We start from the raw sequence: 14,791 nt of genomic DNA, 5'->3' as shown, positions 1-14,791 counted from the left end.
AGCCTATCGGGCACCCGCAAACGGGCTTTGTGCTGGGATCGGGGCTATGACATCGCGGTTTCTGCCCTACTCCACCAGGCCCGGCCGGCTGGCGGCTCAGCTGTTCAGCGACCTCGCCGTCGTCCTGTGGACGGTGCTGTGGCTACTCGTCGGGCTGGCGGTCTACGACGCCATCGCGACGATCGCCGACGCCGGCCGGCAGGTCGAGAGCGGCGCGCACGGCATCGCCGGCAACCTCGCGTCAGCCGGCCACGGCGCCCAGCACATTCCGGTCGTGGGCGACACGGTCAGCAAACCGCTCAACTCGGCCAGCCAAGCCGCGCTGGACATCGCGGGCGCGGGTCACGACCTGGACATCGCGGCGAGTTGGCTCGCAGTGCTGCTGGCGATGGCGGTTGTCGCGGTGCCGATCCTCGTCGCGGTGCTGCCGTGGTTGTTTCTGCGGCTCCGATTCTTTCGACGCAAGTTGACGGTGACCGCTCTGGCCGCAACCCCGGCCGGCGCGCAACTGCTTGCGCTGCGCGCGCTGACCAACCGTCCGCCGCGGAAGCTGATCGCCGTCAGCGCGGATCCGGTCGGCGGATGGCGACGTGAAGACCCGGCCACCATCGGGGCCCTGGCCGCGCTCGAACTACGGTCGGCCGGTATCGCGATTCGCGGGAGTGAGCAGCAACCGCCGCGATAACAGCAGCAGCCCGGCGACGACCACAGTGAGCCACGCCGCCAGCGCATCCCAGAAGAAGACCAGCGAAACGGTGAACAGCGACGGCTGATTGATCTCGAGTGCCATCGCGAAGCTGGCCGCCGAATACATGCCCAGCGGGAACACGAACGCCCACCACACACCGGCGAAGCGCAGCATGTTGGGATAACGCCTGATGCGGTGCAACGCGAAATAGATCAGCGGCGGTATCCACAACGTGGCCGTCACCCAGGTGACGATGGTGACCGCACGCACGGGTCCGGCCAGCCAGGCGGGAGCCACGGCGTGGATGTTGTCACCGGCCAGCGTCGCAATCGCCATGCCTCCCATCAGGATCCAGGTATCGGGTTCGAAGCCGTCCCGGTCCTGCCGTTCGTTCACGACGCGCCACATGGTCAGCCACGTCATCAGGCCGTAGATGCACAGCGCCGCGACCCATCCGGCCACGGCCACCGCGAGCCACCAGTGATGACCGGTGTGACGAGCCGCGCGGGCGATCACGATCGCCAAACCGGAGGTTCCCACGCTGCCCAGCTGCCAGGCCCCGTGTGCGCGGTCGCGCAGCTCTGTCCACCGGTGCGCCAACATGTTTCGCGCGCTGAACAGGATCAGTATCAGCCAGGACGCCAGGCCGACCCCGCCAAGTATCCGCGCCACCCATACGTTCGACGACAAGCGAGTGTCGATCACCGCACACGCTGCCACGAAAGTGATGAGTCGCAGGGTGACGTCGGGATCGGTCAGGTCCCAGCACAACCTCTGGCCGGGCACACAGGCCTTCGCGACGACCAGGGCGAGCAGCAGCACCAGGCCGAGGGTGGCGATGACACCCATCGTGTCGCTGATCAATCGGTAGCCGTGATTGCGCGCGCCGATCGACAAGATTCCCGTTGCCATCACCGCGGCGAACACATCGGGTGAGGGCTCGACATCAGCGAACCGGATCGTCACGGTTGCTCGCGGAGCTCCACGACGAGATGCCGGATGCCGGTATGCCGATTGCTGCGCGTCCACTCGACCGGCCGGACAACTTGCACCGCGCCGAACCGGGACAGCAGCTCTTCGAACAACACCCGCAGCTCCAGCCGGGCCAGATTCGCACCCAGGCAATAGTGCACTCCCTGACCGAAGCCCAGGTGCGGATTCGGTTTTCGGCAGATATCGAATTCGTCGGCGTTCGCGAACACCCCGGCGTCGCGATTTGCCGAGCCCTCCCAGATCTGTATCTTCTGCCCCGCCTCGATCGACTGCCCGGCCAGCGTGACGTCGCGGGTGGCGGTGCGGCGCTTGGAGGGCGACGGCGAGGTCCACCGCACCATCTCCTCGACGGCCGTGGGCAGCGCATCGAGATCGCCGCGCAGCGACTGCAATTGGAGCGGATGGTGGGCCAACGCCAGCAGGCCGCCCGCGACCGCGTTGCGGGTGGTCTCCGCGCCGGCGCTGAACAACAGACTGAAGAACAGGTAGAGCTCCATGTCGGACAGGGCCGATCCGCCGTGGCCGTCAGCGTCATCCAGCATCGCGTTCGCCACGGCCGACAACATGTCATCGGTCGGGTGCTCGCGCTTGGACGCGATCAGCTGCTGACCGTACTGATACATCCGCGACCCGGCCTCCTCGACGGAGAGCTGCGATAGCGCGGCCTTGCGTGAACCACCGAAGTCGAACTGCGGTTCGATCGCCTCGAAGAGCCAATGCCGTTCGGATTCAGGCACTCCCAACAGGATGCAGATCATCTGCATCGGCAATTCGGCGGCGATGTCGACCAAGAAATCGAACGGCTCGCCCGGAACCACCGCGTCGAGCAGCCGGCGCGCCCTGGTCCGCAGGTCGTCCTCGACCAACCGGATCATCCGCGGCGTCAGCCCCGAGCTGACCAGCCGCCGAATCTGCGAATGCCGCGGATCGTCCATCATGTTGAGCACCTGACCCGCAATCGCCAGGTCCTGCAACAGCGTGCCACCGTACGGCCGCGGGCCGCCCGTGACCGACGAGTACGTCACCGGATCCTTCAGCACCTCAAGCGTTTCCGCGTAGGTGGCCACCGACCAGAAGCCTTCACCGTCCGGGGTGTTGTCGGTCGGTGCGTGCCAGTACACCGGCGCCTCACGACGATGGATCGCGAACAGATCGTGGGGAAATCCGTTGGCGAAGTTGTCCAGATCGGTGAAGTCGATCTCGGCGAGTGCGCCCGCCAGCGTCACAGGATCGCACCCGGGGCGTACTTGGCCGCGTCCGGGTAGCGGTTCACCAGCGCGTCCACCTGCGCCGCCACCTCGTCCACCTGGTCACCGGCGGCGCCGGTGAATGCCTTCTTGTCGGCCAGCGCGGCGTCCAGCGCGGCCCGGTCCAGCGGCAGGCGCTCGTCGGCGGCCAGCCGCTCCAGCAGGTCGGGCTCGGCGCCGCGCTCGCGCATCGCCAGCGCCGTGGCCACCGCGTGTTCGCGGATCACGTGATGCGCGGTCTCGCGCCCCACGCCGGCGCGTACCGCGGCGATCAACACCTTGGTGGTGGCCAGGAACGGCAGGTAGCGATCCAGCTCGCGGCCGATCACCGCGGGATAGGCGCCGAACTCGTCGAGCACCGTCAGGAAGGTCTCGATCTGCCCATCGATGGCAAAGAAGCTGTCCGGCAACGCTACTCGGCGCACTACCGAGCAGAACACGTCGCCCTCGTTCCACTGCGCCCCCGCCAGTTCGGCTGCCATCGAGGCGTAGCCGCGCAGCACCACCTGCAAGCCGTTGACCCGCTCGCAGCTACGCGTGTTCATCTTGTGCGGCATGGCCGAGGAGCCGACCTGTCCGGGCGCGAATCCCTCGGTCACCAGTTCGTGCCCGGCCATCAGCCGGATGGTGTGGGCCATCGACGACGGTCCCGCGCCCAGCTGCACCAGCGCCGAAACCACGTCGTGGTCCAGCGAACGCGGATACACCTGCCCGACGCTGGTCAATACCGTTGCGAAACCCAAGAATTCGGCTACGCGCCGCTCGAGCTCGGCCAGCTTGGCCGCGTCACCGTCCAGCAGGTCGAGCATGTCCTGCGCGGTGCCCATCGGGCCCTTGATGCCGCGCAGCGGATAGCGGTCGATCAGTTCGCGCAGCCTGGTCAACGCGATCAGCGTTTCCTGGGCCGCCGAGGCGAACCTCTTGCCCAGCGTGGTCGCCTGCGCGGCGACGTTGTGGCTGCGTCCGGCCATCACCAGGTCGCGGTAGGCCACGGCCCGCTCGGCGAGCCGCGCGGCAACGGCCACGCCGTGATCGAAGACCAGCTCCAGCGAGCGCCGAATCTGAAGTTGCTCCACGTTCTCGGTCAGGTCGCGACTGGTCATGCCCTTGTGCACGTGCTCGTGACCGGCCAGCGCATTGAACTCCTCGATCCGCGCCTTGACGTCGTGGCGCAGCACCCGTTCCCGGTCCGCGATGGAGGCCAGGTCCACGTCCTCGAGCACCCGCTCGTAGTCGGAAATGGCGTCGGCAGGCACCGCAACGCCCAGTTCCGCCTGCGCGCGCAGCACCGCGAGCCACAGCCGCCGCTCAGCGACGACCTTGGCCTGCGGCGACCAGATCGCGACCATCTCGGCACTGGCGTACCGGGTGGCCAGCACATTCGGAATGTTCACTTGGTCCTCACGAACACACAGCTTACGGTCGCGCTCGTAGCCTATGCGGATGTACTTCGCCGGCGTCGACCTTGCGTGGGCGGGTCGTAACCCGACCGGCGTCGCGGTCGTGGACTCCGGCGGTGTGCTGGTGAGCGTGTGCGCGGTGCGCGACGACGACGAGATCCTGGCGGCGTTGCACCCCTATGTCTGGGGCGATTGCGTGGTGGCCTTCGATGCGCCGCTGGTGGTGAACAATCCGACCGGCCAGCGCCCGGCCGAGACCGCGCTCAACCGCGATTTCCGCAGGTACGAGGCCGGTGCCCACCCCTGCAACACCGGAAAGCCCGAGTTCGCCGACGGTCCCCGCGCGGGCCGTCTGGCCGCGACGCTGGGGCTCGATCTCGATCCGCGGTCGCCGGCCGCCCGGCGCGCAATCGAGGTCTACCCGCATGCGGCCACCGTCGCCTTGTTCCGCCTGGAGCGCACGCTGAAGTACAAGGCAAAGCCCGGGCGCACCGTCGAGCGACTCAAATCCGAGCTGTTGCTGCTGATGGACGGCGTCGAGCGGCTGGCGCACGCTCCGGTGCCGCTCCACGTGAACGGGCACGAGGGGTGGATCGCGCTGCGCCGGGCCGTCGCGGCCGCGCAGCGCAAAAGCGAGCTGCGCCGCGCCGAAGATCCCGTCGACGCGGTCGTTTGCGCCTACGTGGCGCTGTATGCGCAGCGCAAGCCGAAAGATGTGACGATCTACGGCGACCCCGAAACCGGATACATCGTGACGCCGTCGCTGCCGGTGGATCCGGTGCGCGCGGAGGGCTCGGTCAGATCTGCACGGGCCGCTGATCGATAGGGGCGAGCACCTCGATGAGGTCGACCACCGCACCCTGCGCCGCCGCGCGCGGATCCCGGCCCTCCACCAGGGCCGACACCACCGAGCCGTCGACCGCGCAAATCAGCGTGCACACCAGCTCGATGTGCACCGAGCGACCCGAGCGCTCGATGGCCTCGGCCACCGCCTCCGCGCGCTGGCGCAGGCTGCGACGCATGGTCTCGCGCAACGCGGGCAGACGGATGCACGCGACGTGGCGCTCGTAGCGCGAGATCAGCTGTTCGGTAAGGCCCGGGCCGGACACGTCGCCCACGAGCAGGTCGGCCAGCACCTCGGCGATGGTCTCCGGTCCCCGGCGCCGGCGCGACAAGGCGCCGACGCGCGAACGCAGCTGCGCCACCTCGATCATGGCGATGTGTTCGACGGCGCGTGCGATCAGATCGTCGAGGGAGGAGAAGTAATACGTGGTGGATGCCAACGGCAATCCGGCCCGCCGCGCGACCGCCCGGTGCCGCACCGCTTCGAACCCGCCCTCGGCCAGCAGCTCGGCGGCGGCGCTGACGAGCGCATACCGCCGGCGTTCTCCTTTTGGAGTAACCGCTGCTGTCACGAGTAGCCATCGTGCCAGCCAAAGTGGTACTGCGATGCCATTTCGGCCAAACGGCCAAGGCATAATGGCCCGCATGCCCGACTTGAGCCGACGCGCCCTGCTCGGCCTCGGCGCCAGCGCGGCCGTGGGGGCGGCGGGCGCCTACGCGCTCGACATCCTGTTAGAGCCCCGCACATCTCGCGCCATGCCGGTGTCGGAGACCGGCACCCAGGCGCCGTTGGCGCCGCCGCCGAGCCCGCCTCGCGATCCGGCTCCCCCGGCGGCCGCCGCACCCACCATGGTGACCGGTTCCTTCGTCTCCGCCGCCCGTGGCGGCGTGAACACGAATTGGGCGATCGCGCGTCCGCCGGGCCAGACCAAGCCGCTGCGACCGGTGATCGCGTTGCACGGCAGGGGCAGTGACGCGTCCACGGTGATGGCGGGTGGTGTCGAACACGGTCTCGCACAGGCCGTCGACGCCGGACTACCGCCCTTCGCGGTGGTCGCCGTCGACGGCGGCGGCGGCTATTGGCACAAACGGTCTTCCGGTGAGGACAGCGGCGCCATGGTGCTCGACGAGCTGATCCCGATGCTGGGCAACCAGAACCTGGACACCTCACGGTTGGCGTTCCTGGGTTGGTCGATGGGCGGCTACGGCGCATTGCTGCTTGGCGGCCGGTTGGGACCGGCCCGCACCGCCGCGATCTGCGCCGTGAGCCCGGCGCTGTGGATGTCCTCGGGCGCGGCCGCACCGGGAGCCTTCGACGGCCCGGAGGACTTCGCGGCGAACTCGGTGTTCGGCATGCCGGCGCTGGCCTCGATCCCCATCCGGATCGACTGCGGTGACAGCGACCCGTTTTACAGCGCGACAAAGCAGTTCATTGCGCAACTGCCCAATCCGCCCGCCGGTGGTTTCTCGCCCGGTGGGCACGACGGGGCATTCTGGAGCTCGCAGTTGCCCGCCGAGCTGACCTGGATGGCACCGCTGCTGACGGCGTAACGAGTTACGCTCGCGGAGGTGACGGCACCTTTCGACTGGACCTTCCCGTACGCCTGGCCACGCAAGCCCATAGTGGCGGAAAACGTTGTGTGCACATCGCAACCGCTTGCCGCCCAGGCGGGCCTGCGGATGCTCGCGCAGGGCGGTAGCGCGGTGGATGCGGCCATCGCGACTGCCATCGCCCTGACAATTGTGGAGCCGGTATCGAATGGCATCGGTTCGGACGCCTTCGCGATCGTATGGGACGGCAAGCAACTGCACGGGCTGAACGCTTCGGGTCGCTCGCCCGCGGCGTGGACACCGGAATACTTCGGCGGCAAGGGCGTTCCGATTCTCGGCTGGAATTCGGTGACCGTGCCGGGCGCGGTGTCGGCGTGGACCGAACTGCATGCGAAGTTCGGCAAGCTGGCGTTTGAGCGGCTGTTCGAGCCCGCAATTGCGTACGGCCGCAACGGGTTTCTGGTCTCACCGACGGTCGCAGAACAGTGGGCCGCGCAGGTACCGCTGTTTGAGAAACAGCCCGGCTTTGCCCCTGCGCTCCTGCCCGGCGGGCGAGCGCCCAGACCCGGCGAGCGATTCAGCTGGCCGGATCATGCTGCCACGCTCGAGTCGATCGCCGCGACCAACGGCGAGGCGTTCTACCGTGGCGAACTGGCCGCCGAACTCGAGGCGCACGCGCTGGACAACGGGGGCGCCATGCGGGCAACTGACCTGGCTGCTCACCGTGCCGACTGGGTCGGCACGGTCGACGCCGGCTACCGCGGGTACACGGTGCACGAGATCCCGCCCAACGGGCAGGGGATCGTCGCGCTGATCGCACTGGGCATCCTCGAACATTTCGACATGGCCTCGCTGCCAGTGGATTCCGCCGACAGCGTGCACCTGCAGATCGAAGCGATGAAGCTGGCATTCGCCGACGCCCAAGCGTACGTCTCCGACATCGAGCACATGCCGTTGGCGCCCGAACGTCTGTTGGACAAGGAATATCTCAAGCAGCGCGCGGCACTGATCGACCGCGGACGCGCCAGGCCGGCGTCCGCCGGAACCCCGCCGGGCGGAACCGTCTACCTGACCGCCGCCGACGCCGCAGGGATGATGGTGTCGATGATCCAGTCGAACTACATGGGGTTCGGATCGGGCGTGGTGGTACCGCGCACCGGAATCTCGCTGCAAAACCGCGGCGCGAATTTCGTTGCGGCTCCGGGACACCCGAACACCGTGGGCCCGAACAAACGCCCGTACCACACCATCATCCCGGCATTTGTGACCAAGGACGGCGCCGCGGTGATGAGCTTCGGGGTGATGGGCGGAATGATGCAACCCCAGGGACACGTGCAAGTGATGGTGCGCATCGCCGACCATGGGCAGAACCCGCAGGCGGCGTGCGACGGCCCGCGGTTCCGCTGGGTCGAGGGCATGCAGGTCAGCTGCGAAAAGGGTTTCCCGGATTCGACGTTGAATGAGTTGCGCCGGCGCGGACACGATCTGGTTGCCGTCGACGACTACAACCAATTCGGCAGCTGTCAGGCGATCTGGCGTCTCGAGGGCGGCTACTTCGCGGCCAGCGATCCGCGCCGGGACGGCCAGGCCGCCGCGTTCTAGACGCGGATCCTGCCGTCGGCCGCCAACAGGGCGATGTCGCTGCGGAAATGACTGCCCGGCAGTCGAATTGAACGTACTACCTCGTAGGCCTTCGTCCGCGCGGCCGTCAGGTCTGCACCCGTGCCCACCACCGACAGCACCCGCCCGCCCGACGAGACGACCTCGCCGTCGTCGCGCCGCGCCGTTCCGGCGTGCAGCACCCCGTCGGCTTCCGAGCCGACGATGACGTCACCTACCCGGGGGCGTCCGGGGTAGCTCTCCGCCGCCACCACCACCGTCACGGCGGCACCGTCCTGCCAGCGCAACTCGCCGAAGTCGGCCAGTGTGCCGCTGCCGGCCGCGAACAACAGCTGCCCGAGCGGCGATTCCAGTAACGCCAGCACCGCCTGCGTCTCGGGATCGCCGAAGCGGCAATTGAATTCGACCACCGCCGGTCCGTTCGCCGTGATGGCGAGGCCGGCATACAGCAGTCCGCTGAACGAGCTGCCCCGCGCAACCATCTCGGCCGCAACGGGTTCGACGATGTTGCTGACCACGTCGCGATACATCTCGTCGGGGAGCCACGGCACCGGCGCGTAGGCACCCATCCCGCCGGTATTGGGCCCGCTGTCGCCGTCGCCGACCCGCTTGAAATCCTGTGCGGGCAGCAAAGGCACCACGGTTTCGCCGTCGACCACGCAGAACAGCGACACCTCCGGGCCGTCCAGGAAGGACTCCAACAGAACCGGGTGCCCCGCCTCGAGGAGCCCCGCGGCGTGCGCGCGTGCGAGACCGCGATCCGCGGTCACCACGACCCCCTTACCGGCGGCCAGGCGGTCGTCCTTCACCACCCAGGCCGCGTCCCCCGCCGGGGGGCCGAACCGGTCCAGGGCGGCGTCCAAATGCGCCGGGGTGTCGACGATTTCACTGGTCGCGGTGCGCACCCCCGCCGCGGCCATGACCTCTTTGGCGAACGCCTTGGAGCCTTCGATGCGGGCGGCGTCCTTGCTGGGACCGAAGCAGACGATGCCCGCGGCCCGTACCGCATCGGCGACCCCGAGGACCAGCGGCACCTCGGGTCCGATGACCACCAGGTCGGCACGGACCTCGCGCGCCAGGGCGACCACGTCGTCGGCCGAGGTGATGTCGACCTCGTGCTGGTCGGCCAGCCGCGCTGTGCCGGCGTTGCCCGGAGCGATCGCCAGCCCCGTCACCTCGGGGTCTTTGCGGAGCGCCAGCAGCAACGCATGCTCACGGGCTCCGGAACCAATCACCAGGACGCGCACGACACGTCAGACTAGCCCGGTCAGACGACCCACGCCCACCGTCCCCGGTGGATTCAGACGATTTTCTCCAGCAGCGCCCTGAGGTCGTTGCGCTGAGCGGCGGTGAGGCGTCCGAGGCGCTTGTCGAACTCGTCGGACAGCAGGCTCATGCCCTTCCTGGCGGCCTGGCGTCCGGCCGGGGTGAGCAGCAGCTTGTGGCGACGCAGATCGCACGGGTCGATCTCGCGGCGCACGAACCCCGCGGCCTCGAGCCGCTTCAGGTACAGCGTCACCGTCGCCTTGGGCATGCTCAGCGTCGCGGCCAGTTCGGCCGGATAGGGATGATCGTCGATCTCGGCCAGCAGAAACAGTTCCTTGGACTCGAGGCCCAGCGCGCAGATATCGGCCTCGGCGCACGAGATGACCGACAGCAGCACTCGGTAGTTCAGTGACCAGATCCTGGCCGCATCGACTGCAGACATTCGACTTGCCAGATCGTTCAGCTATGAACTAGTTTTGTTATGAACAACCTCATAACCGAACAATCTACCAGGGAGTGGGCCTCATGCCGCTGGATCAATACGTGACACTCGGGCGATCCGGTCTGCGCGTTAGCCCCCTGTGCCTGGGCGCCATGACGTTCGGCGAAGACCTCGGCTGGGGCACCAGCGTGGAAGAGTCGCAACAAATCATCGACCGCTACCTCGAGCTCGGCGGCAATTTCATCGACACCGCCAACTTCTACACCCGAAGCCACTCCGAGAAGATCATCGGCGACCACATCGGGCGCCACCCCGCGCGCCGCGATCGGCTGGCGATCGCGACCAAGTTCAGCGGCAACCTGTATCCGGGTGATCCCAACGGCGGCGGCTCGGGCCGCAAGTCGTTGATCAACGCCTGCGAAAACTCGTTGCGGCGCTTGCAAACCGACTACATCGACCTGTACTGGCTGCACATCTGGGACTCCAACACCCCCATCGAGGAGACCATGGCGGCGCTCGAGGACCTGGTGCGCGCCGGCAAGGTGCGCTACATCGGCGTCTCGGACACCCCGGCGTGGAAGATCGCCCAGGCCAACCTGATCGCCGGTTTCCGCGGGTGGTCGGCGTTCGTCGGGCTTCAGGTCGAATATTCGCTGCTGGAGCGCGCCATCGAACAGGATTTGGTGCCGATGGCGTCCGAATTCGGCCTCGGCATCACGCCGTGGTCGCCGTTGAAAGGTGGCGTGCTGAGCGGCAAGTACACCCGGGCCAACGGCGGCCAGCGCAACGCGGACCGCGGCGCCATGGTCGACGCCTTTCTCAACGAAAACACCTACGCCGTCATCGACGAGCTCGCGGCCATCGCGAAGGCACACGAGACGAACGTCGCCAGCGTGGCGCTGGCCTGGGTGCGCGCGCAGCGCGCCGTCTCATCGGTCATCATCGGGGCACGCCGGCTCTCCCAGCTCGAGGACAACGTCCGGGCCGTCGACGTGAACCTCGGCGCCGATGAGCTGGAGCGGCTCGACACGCTGACCAAACCGAGGTTCGGCTTCCCCCACAACATGTTGGAGATGGCCCCCGGCATCATGAACGGCGGAACAACGGTCAACGGGACTTCCGCGCCGATCTCCGAATACGTGATGCCCGAAGGCATTCAGCCGTATTGATACGGCGGGTCACTCTCAGTCACCCCTGTGCATCTTCACCGCGGCGTCCACATTGGCCTTCTTGTCCTCTCCAGATCCCTTCTCCGCGGCCTTCTTGCGTTTGGCAACGACGGCGTCGACCGCGCCGTTGAGCGCCGAACCCAGCGGGAAGCCCAGGTAGTGGGTGAGGAAGACGGCCATTTCCTTCAGTTCGGTCTCAGTGAGTTCACCGTTGAGAAGGGCTGCGTTGATTTGGATTTCGGCCAGGTCACGGTTTCCGATCGCGGTCACCGCCGTCAGCGTCATGATGCGCTTGTCGCGCATCGACAATCCCGGTCGCGTCCAGATGCTGCCGAACAGGTGGTCGACGGTCAGGTCGAAGTACGCGTCGCCTTCGATGTTGGGCATCTCCCAGCCGTACACCTCGTTCATCTTCGCGAGGCCCTTGCTGCGCAGCTCGTCCATTACGCCTCTTTCTCTGTGTGCGGTACTCCGAGGCCTGCGGCCAGCCGCTGAAAGGCCAGCTGGGCAAACGGCAGATCGACCGAGACCGCCTCGCCGAGAGCCAACGCCAGGCTCAGGTCCTTCTCCCCCAGGCCGCGGGCATGCACAAAAGACTGGTACAGGAAGTTCTCCGGCTCAATGTCTTTCATGTTGTCACGGACCATGATCGCCCCCGGGCCCCCGGTGAGGGCGTCGGTGTGACGGACCACCCGACCCAATGCCTGCAGGTCGAGTCCGGCCGCCTCGGCGAGTTTCATGGCCTCGCACGCAACGGCGTACGAGGTGAACGTCAACATGTTGCGGGCCAGCTTCATTCGCGTCCCGGCACCCGGATCGCCGGCGTGGATGACCATCGCGGCCCAGTGCTTGAAGGCCGGCTTGATCCGCTCGTACACGTCGCGCTCGGCGCCCACCATCGTGGCGAGCTCACCCTTCGCTGCCGCGGCGGCCCCACCGCTCACCGGCGCGTCGACGATGTGCATGCCGTTGGGCTTGTGCTCGGCCGCGAGGTCGACCGCGGTGGTGTCGCTGATGGTCGAGTGGATCGCGATGACGGTGCCGGGTTTCGCGTGGGCCGCCAGCTCGCCGACCACCTCACGCACCTGGGCGTCGTTGAGGACGGTGATGTGGATGATGTCGGCGGCGGCGACGTCGACGACGCTGTCGGCCAGGGCGGCGCCCCTTTCGGCCAGCGGGGTCATCGCCTCGGTCCTGATGTCGTAAACCGTTATCCCGCCGGGCCATTCGGTCATCTTTGTGGCCATCGGCGCGCCCATGTTGCCCAGGCCGATGTAGCCGAGCTTCGCGTGATCGCTCATGATCGAATTATCTGTCCGCCGTCAACATTGAAGATCTGCCCGGTGATCCACGATGCCTCGTCGGAGAGCAGGAACAGACACATGCCGACCAGATCCGCAGGCGTGCCCATGCGCGACAGCGGCAGACCCTTGACGATGTCGTCGACCATCTCCTTGGGCGTGGTGGTCCGGTTGGCCTCGGTGTCGATGGGGCCCGGAGCGATCGCGTTGATCCGGATCTTCTGGCCACCCAGTTCGCGGGAGAGCTGCTGGGTCAGGCCGTTGAGCCCGACCTTGGCCAGGCCGTAGTAGTTCGCGTAAAGCCAGGCGGCGGTGGATGATTGGTTGACGATCGCCCCGCCGCCACGCTTGGCCATCTTCTTGTACACCGCGCGGGTGCACCACAGCGCCCCGTCGAGGTTCACGCTCATGAACCTGCGGTAGTACTCCGGGTCGATGGTGAGCAGGAAGTCCAGCTTCATGCCGCCGAAGATCGCGGCGTTGTTGACCAGGTAGTCGATGCCGCCGAATTCGGCCAGCGTGCGGTCGGCCATTTCCTTGGCCGACGCGGGGTCGGATACATCGACCGGAATGCTGATGGCGGTTCCGCCGTCGGCGACGATTTGCTTGGCGACCGCGTCGGCGGCCTCGACGTTGATGTCGGCGACCACCACCGCCGCGCCCTCGCGGGCCAGCGCCTCGGCGTATGCCTGCCCGATGCCGCCACCGGATCCGGTGACGATGCCGACTTTATTCTCGAATCGCATGGTTTCCTCTCGGTCGCCTGATTGGCGCGGTCACTGCACGGCTGTGGCAATGGTTTTGACTTCCAGGTACTCCTCGAAGCCGGCCAGGCCCATTTCTCGCCCGTTCCCGGACTGTTTGTATCCGCCGAACGGCGCGTCGGCGGAATACCAGACGCCGCCGTTGACATTGACGGTTCCCACCCGCATCCGCGCGGCGAAGTTGGCCGCACGTTCGGGGTCGGCACCGAACACGGTGCCCGACAAGCCATATGGCGAGTCGTTGGCGATGCGCAGTGCGTCCTCTTCGCCGTCGTAGGCGATCACGGTGAGCACCGGCCCGAAGATCTCCTCCCGGGCGGGACGCGCGTCGTTGGTCAGACCCGCGATCACGGTGGGCTCGATGAAGAACCCGCGGTCCTTGTCCGCCGGCCGGCCGCCGCCGCAGGCGAACGTTCCGCCCTCGGCGATCGCCAGGTCGAGATAGCTCTGCACGCGGTCCCGTTGCCGCGCGGAAATCACCGGGCCGCACACGGTTCCGGAGTCGTCGGGGTCGCCGGGCTTGATCGAGCCCATGGTTCCCGCCGCGATGGCGACAGCCTCGTCGTAGCGGGCCCGCGGCACCACCAGCCGGGTCGTGATGGCGCAGCCCTGCCCGGCGTGCATGGCCGCGGTGAACGCCGACATCGAACACGCCCCGCCCAGGTCCGCGTCGTCGAGAACGACGAACGCCGACTTGCCGCCCAGTTCCAGGAACACTCGCTTGATGGTCGCGGCGGCGTCAGCCATGACGCTGCGCCCCGTCGCGGTCGACCCGGTGAACGAAACCATGTCCACCCGAGGGTCTTTGGAGAGCAGCGCCCCCATCCGGTGGTCGTTCGAAGTGATGATGTTGACGACACCGGGCGGGAAGTCGGTGTGCTCGGCGATGATTTCGCCGAGCACGGCGGCGCACCAGGGCGTGTCCGGTGCGGGCTTCAACACCACCGTGTTGCCGGCGGCCAGCGCGGGCCCCAGCTTGGCGAGGTTGATCTGGTGCGGGAAGTTCCACGGGGTGATCGCACCGACGACGCCGACGGCTTCGCGCGCGATCGTGCGCCGGGTCGGGATGCCCATCGGCGAAGCCTGGCCGAGGTCCCGATTCCACTCGTAGGCCTCGGCGGTGTCGGCGGCGAAGCTCAGGTCGCCGACCGGTCCCTCCAATTGCGCGGCCGAGGTGAGCATCCGCGGGGCGCCAACCTCGGCGATCGTGATGTCGCGCAGTTCCTCGATGTGGTCGCGCATCGCGTCGCGCAGCTGCCGTATGCAATGCACCCGCAATTCGGTGTCACGGGACCAGTCCGTCTCGTCGAAGGCGCGCCGCGCGGCGTCGATGGCGCGGTCCATGTCGGTGGCGTTGGCGTTGGCGGCGACGCCCAGCACCTCCTCGGTCGCCGGGTTCACCGTAGGGAAGTTGCCGGCGCTACCGGCCGACAGCCTGCCGTCGATGAACAGTTCACTCACGCCGTCGGCCAACAAGGCCATGTCCCGCTCCCGTCTGCGCGCGGCA

General features: G+C 67.6%; 15 protein-coding genes. 5 read left to right on the top strand and 10 right to left on the bottom strand.

The window, feature by feature from the left end; genetic code table 11:
- The first annotated feature begins 46 nt into the window (after nt 1-46).
- The gene (locus AC5Y4T_RS22795) at nt 47-685 is read left to right on the top strand and encodes a hypothetical protein (RefSeq protein ID WP_499918938.1); all 639 of its coding nucleotides are present in this window, start codon (nt 47-49) and stop codon (nt 683-685) included.
- On the opposite strand, the gene AC5Y4T_RS22790 is transcribed toward AC5Y4T_RS22795, so the two are convergent.
- From AC5Y4T_RS22790 to purB, 3 genes are read right to left on the bottom strand one after another with little or no spacing between them, the layout of a single operon-like run.
- On the bottom strand, nt 632-1,654 hold the full coding sequence (locus AC5Y4T_RS22790; RefSeq protein ID WP_499918939.1) for a tellurite resistance/C4-dicarboxylate transporter family protein: 1,023 nt from the start codon (nt 1,652-1,654) through the stop codon (nt 632-634). The genes AC5Y4T_RS22795 and AC5Y4T_RS22790 overlap by 54 nt on opposite strands.
- Nucleotides 1,651-2,907: a cytochrome P450 gene (locus AC5Y4T_RS22785; protein WP_499918941.1), complete on the bottom strand. Its 1,257-nt coding sequence runs from the start codon at nt 2,905-2,907 to the stop codon at nt 1,651-1,653. The genes AC5Y4T_RS22790 and AC5Y4T_RS22785 overlap by 4 nt, the downstream gene beginning before the upstream one ends.
- Nucleotides 2,904-4,322: an adenylosuccinate lyase gene (purB, locus tag AC5Y4T_RS22780; protein WP_499918942.1), complete on the bottom strand. Its 1,419-nt coding sequence runs from the start codon at nt 4,320-4,322 to the stop codon at nt 2,904-2,906. Before purB ends, AC5Y4T_RS22785 begins: the two co-directional genes overlap by 4 nt.
- A gap of 49 nt (nt 4,323-4,371) precedes the next feature.
- Here purB and AC5Y4T_RS22775 point away from each other — a divergent pair, with 49 nt between their 5' ends.
- Complete coding sequence (locus AC5Y4T_RS22775) at nt 4,372-5,154, top strand: DUF429 domain-containing protein (protein WP_499918944.1); 783 nt, start codon at nt 4,372-4,374, stop codon at nt 5,152-5,154.
- Here the strand turns inward: AC5Y4T_RS22775 and AC5Y4T_RS22770 are convergent.
- Nucleotides 5,126-5,743, bottom strand: a complete 618-nt coding sequence (locus AC5Y4T_RS22770) for a TetR/AcrR family transcriptional regulator (RefSeq protein ID WP_499918946.1) — start codon at nt 5,741-5,743, stop codon at nt 5,126-5,128. The two genes, AC5Y4T_RS22775 and AC5Y4T_RS22770, sit on opposite strands and share 29 nt — an antisense overlap.
- Nucleotides 5,744-5,804: 61 nt before the next feature.
- Between AC5Y4T_RS22770 and AC5Y4T_RS22765 the strand changes: the two genes are divergently transcribed.
- Nucleotides 5,805-6,722, top strand: coding sequence for an alpha/beta hydrolase (locus AC5Y4T_RS22765; protein ID WP_499919061.1), 918 nt, complete (start codon nt 5,805-5,807; stop codon nt 6,720-6,722).
- An 18-nt stretch (nt 6,723-6,740) separates the two neighbouring features.
- On the top strand, nt 6,741-8,324 hold the full coding sequence (locus AC5Y4T_RS22760; protein ID WP_499918947.1) for a gamma-glutamyltransferase family protein: 1,584 nt from the start codon (nt 6,741-6,743) through the stop codon (nt 8,322-8,324).
- Here AC5Y4T_RS22760 and purD read toward each other — a convergent pair.
- Together purD and AC5Y4T_RS22750 are read right to left on the bottom strand one after the other, a co-directional pair.
- Nucleotides 8,321-9,589: a phosphoribosylamine--glycine ligase gene (purD, locus tag AC5Y4T_RS22755; RefSeq protein WP_499918948.1), complete on the bottom strand. Its 1,269-nt coding sequence runs from the start codon at nt 9,587-9,589 to the stop codon at nt 8,321-8,323. The genes AC5Y4T_RS22760 and purD overlap by 4 nt on opposite strands.
- Before the next feature lie 53 nt (nt 9,590-9,642).
- Nucleotides 9,643-10,050 carry a MarR family winged helix-turn-helix transcriptional regulator gene (locus tag AC5Y4T_RS22750; protein ID WP_499918949.1) on the bottom strand — a complete coding sequence of 136 codons (408 nt, stop codon included), beginning with the start codon at nt 10,048-10,050 and terminating at the stop codon, nt 9,643-9,645.
- A 74-nt stretch (nt 10,051-10,124) separates the two neighbouring features.
- Between AC5Y4T_RS22750 and AC5Y4T_RS22745 the strand changes: the two genes are divergently transcribed.
- Nucleotides 10,125-11,219 (top strand): aldo/keto reductase, encoded by a 1,095-nt coding sequence (locus tag AC5Y4T_RS22745; RefSeq protein WP_499955551.1) that lies wholly within the window; start codon nt 10,125-10,127, stop codon nt 11,217-11,219.
- 15 nt (nt 11,220-11,234) lie between these two features.
- On the opposite strand, the gene AC5Y4T_RS22740 is transcribed toward AC5Y4T_RS22745, so the two are convergent.
- Genes AC5Y4T_RS22740 through AC5Y4T_RS22725 form a run of 4 tightly spaced genes read right to left on the bottom strand, consistent with a single transcriptional unit; the run spans nt 11,235 to nt 14,766 of the window.
- Nucleotides 11,235-11,663, bottom strand: a complete 429-nt coding sequence (locus AC5Y4T_RS22740) for a carboxymuconolactone decarboxylase family protein (RefSeq protein ID WP_499955549.1) — start codon at nt 11,661-11,663, stop codon at nt 11,235-11,237.
- Complete coding sequence (locus AC5Y4T_RS22735) at nt 11,663-12,520, bottom strand: NAD(P)-dependent oxidoreductase (RefSeq protein ID WP_499918956.1); 858 nt, start codon at nt 12,518-12,520, stop codon at nt 11,663-11,665. Before AC5Y4T_RS22735 ends, AC5Y4T_RS22740 begins: the two co-directional genes overlap by 1 nt.
- Nucleotides 12,517-13,266 (bottom strand): SDR family oxidoreductase, encoded by a 750-nt coding sequence (locus AC5Y4T_RS22730; RefSeq protein WP_499918957.1) that lies wholly within the window; start codon nt 13,264-13,266, stop codon nt 12,517-12,519. Before AC5Y4T_RS22730 ends, AC5Y4T_RS22735 begins: the two co-directional genes overlap by 4 nt.
- A gap of 30 nt (nt 13,267-13,296) precedes the next feature.
- On the bottom strand, nt 13,297-14,766 hold the full coding sequence (locus tag AC5Y4T_RS22725) for an aldehyde dehydrogenase (RefSeq protein WP_499918958.1): 1,470 nt from the start codon (nt 14,764-14,766) through the stop codon (nt 13,297-13,299).
- Between the last annotated feature and the right edge of the window lie 25 nt (nt 14,767-14,791).

This window comes from Mycobacterium sp. NGS11, assembly GCF_059813315.1.
The sequence above is the reverse complement of the archived record's forward strand: the minus strand, read 5'-3'. Positions and strand labels throughout refer to the sequence as shown.